This window comes from Lyngbya sp. CCY1209, from assembly GCF_055795065.1.
This window is the reverse complement of the sequence record NZ_JAYFER010000061.1, coordinates 1-2,598: the sequence shown is the minus strand read 5'-3', so window position 1 is coordinate 2,598 and position 2,598 is coordinate 1. Positions and strand designations below refer to the sequence as shown.

Genomic DNA, 2,598 nt, shown 5'->3' with positions numbered 1-2,598 from the left:
GAACATACAGACAGTTATAAGGTTGGTCAGGGGTGCGCCCCTTATATTCATCCGAGGGGATGAAAACCTTACCGGGAGGTTGTTTCGGGCATTTCAGCCCTATTTCATTCCCGAACGAATCGCACTCAAACCCCAATTATACCATCACTTGAGGGTGACTCACCACACCACCTGAGTCCCCGCCATATCTTCAAACAATCGTTATCGGAGAAACCCCCGTCGCCCCGGCGGGCCGGACTCGACCGACGATCGCACTATCGGAATAACCCAGATCTCGGAGATCGGCGAGACAGGAATCCGCACGATCTTCGGGGATTGCTGCCAACAATCCCCCCGAAGTTTGCGGGTCGAATAATAGGGTATAATAAGGATGGGAATTGACGGCTTCTCGGTTGGCGATCGCACCTTCCCAACGTCGATTTTCTGGGAATAGCGAACTGTAGATTTTTTGACCGAGGGTTTCTTCGGCGCCGGTCAAAATGGGCAGGGCGGATAAATTCAATTCCACCGATACCCGAGATCCGCGTATCATTTCTATCAGATGTCCGAGTAATCCGAAGCCGGTGATGTCGGTGCAGGCGGTGACGCCGTGGCGCCGCAACGCATCCACCGCCGCCCCGTTGGATCGCAGCATGGACGCGATCGCACCCTCGACCCAGCGGCCCTTCGCCCGCAACCGCATATCCGCCGCCAGTAGGGTTCCGGTGCCCAACGCCTTCGTCAAAATCAACACCTGGCCGGGTTCGCTTCCCCCTTTGCGGAGGAGATCCTCGGGTCGCGCCAACCCGTTGCACATGAGCCCGAAGGCCATTTCTTCGCCCTCCGTGGTGTGTCCGCCGACGAGGACGGCCCCCGCCTCGTTCAACACCGTCACCGCCCCCAGAAGCAGTTGATAGAGGCTGTCTTCCACTTTTTCCGGCGGCGCGTAGGGCAACGTTGCGATCGCCAGTGCGCTGTGGGGGGATGCGCCCATCGCGAATAGGTCGCTGAGGCTGTGGTTGGCGGCGATTTTTCCGAATAAAAATGGATCGTCGAATGGGGCGCGAAAATAATCGACGGTTTGCACCATAACCGATTCGCCGGGAACTTGCAAAACGGCCGCGTCGTCGGCGCGATCGAGTCCGATCAATATCCCGTCTTTTTGGGGAAAATCCGTTTCCGCCCGAATTTTTTTGAGGGTATTTTCCAAGATCGAACCGCCCACTTTCGACCCGCAACCGGCACAGCGCATGGGGGGTGGGGAAGATAACCGGGGGCGATTTTGGGTTTTTGTTTCCATCTGGGGGGATAGCCGATCGAAGCGATCCATAAATTCGCGATCGATGCGGTCTTTCCACTTCCAAATCAGCGGATGGGGGCCGAGGCGAAACCACCCCCGCGACGCGATCGCTTGTTCGTCTCCGGTGCCGATCAAGATTAAAAATTGCTTCTGGGGCCGGTAGGGTTTCAAGGATTGTCCGAGGGCGAACCGGCGCAGATTTTGGGTGAGGGGTTTCCCCTGGCGGACGGCAAAAACACCCGCTTTCGGACGGGGATGATTGGTCATTGTAGCGACATCTCCAGCCGCAAAAATGTGGGGGTGGGAGACGGATTGCAGGGTATCGCCGACGAGGATAAAACCGCGATCGCTAACGGCGAGTCCCGATGCTTTCAACCAGGGGGCGGCGGAGGCTTGCGTCACCCAAAAAACGCGATCGCATTCCACCGAAAACCCCGAATTGCACTCGACCCGGTGGGGATTTTCCCCCTCAATTTTCGTTACCGTTTCTCCCAGGTGCAACTGGATTCCCCGGCGACTGAGAACTTTTTTAACCCGCCGGCTAACTCCCAGATGGCGTTCGGGGAGGAGGCGATCGCCCCGTTGAAAGAGGTGCAATTCCAGGTTGTCTTCCGGCTGTCCGCTTTGGCGAAAAATTCGGTGCAAATGGCTTTGGACGGCCAGAATTAATTCCACTCCCCCCGCGCCCCCGCCGACGATCGCGAACCGTCTTTTTTGGGCCGGATTTTTGACGACATCCGCGACTATTTTATCCCAAATGGCGAGAAATTTTGAAATCGGTTTGACGGCGATCGCGTGTTCTTCCGCACCGGGGACGGTGAGGGTAGCGGGGGTGCTGCCGATGTCGATAGATAGAAAATCGAAGGGCACCGGGGGGCGGTTTTCACAGCGAACTCGGTTGGCGTCGAGGTCGAGTCCGATCGCGCGATCGACGAACAGTCTCGCCTCGGCAAAATTGGCTAACGGCCGCAGGTCGATGTGACAGTCATCGAAGTTATAAAGGCCGGCAATATATCCCGGCAACATCCCCGAATAGGGGGTGTGCACAACATCGGCGATCAGGGTAAGTCGCAACCCCGGAACGGGATTCATCGCCAACTGTTTGAGGGCGATCGCGTGGCTGTGGCCACCGCCGATCAGTACCAGGTCTTTTACAGGGGGAACGGATAGCATAATTTCTAGTATAATAGAGTAGGTGCGATCGCGTCAATTGAGTAGTCAGTCTAAAAAGCGCTAAAGCGCCACAACGAACTAACATCCAAATACAAACAACGCCTCTCTGTGTCCTCTGTGCCTCTGTGGTTCCCTCTCCCCTCCTC

Annotated in this window: 1 protein-coding gene and 1 pseudogene; both read right to left on the bottom strand. The window is 56.7% G+C overall.

The annotated features are described in order from the left end of the window. Positions 1 to 190: 190 nt before the first annotated feature. The gene (gene selD / locus AC0QHF_RS00320; protein WP_324702199.1) at positions 191 to 1,231 is read right to left on the bottom strand and encodes a selenide, water dikinase SelD; all 1,041 of its coding nucleotides are present in this window, start codon (positions 1,229 to 1,231) and stop codon (positions 191 to 193) included. Positions 1,232 to 1,288: 57 nt separating this feature from the next. After that, positions 1,289 to 2,452 (bottom strand): annotated as a pseudogene (locus AC0QHF_RS00315) (FAD-dependent oxidoreductase); the annotation flags it as partial. Positions 2,453 to 2,598 lie beyond the last annotated feature (146 nt).

Excerpts from the sequence above, each read along its gene's own strand:
- selD (WP_324702199.1), bottom strand. The coding sequence starts at position 1,231 with ATGCGCTGTGCCGGTTGCGGGTCGAAAGTGGGCGGTTCGATCTTGGAA.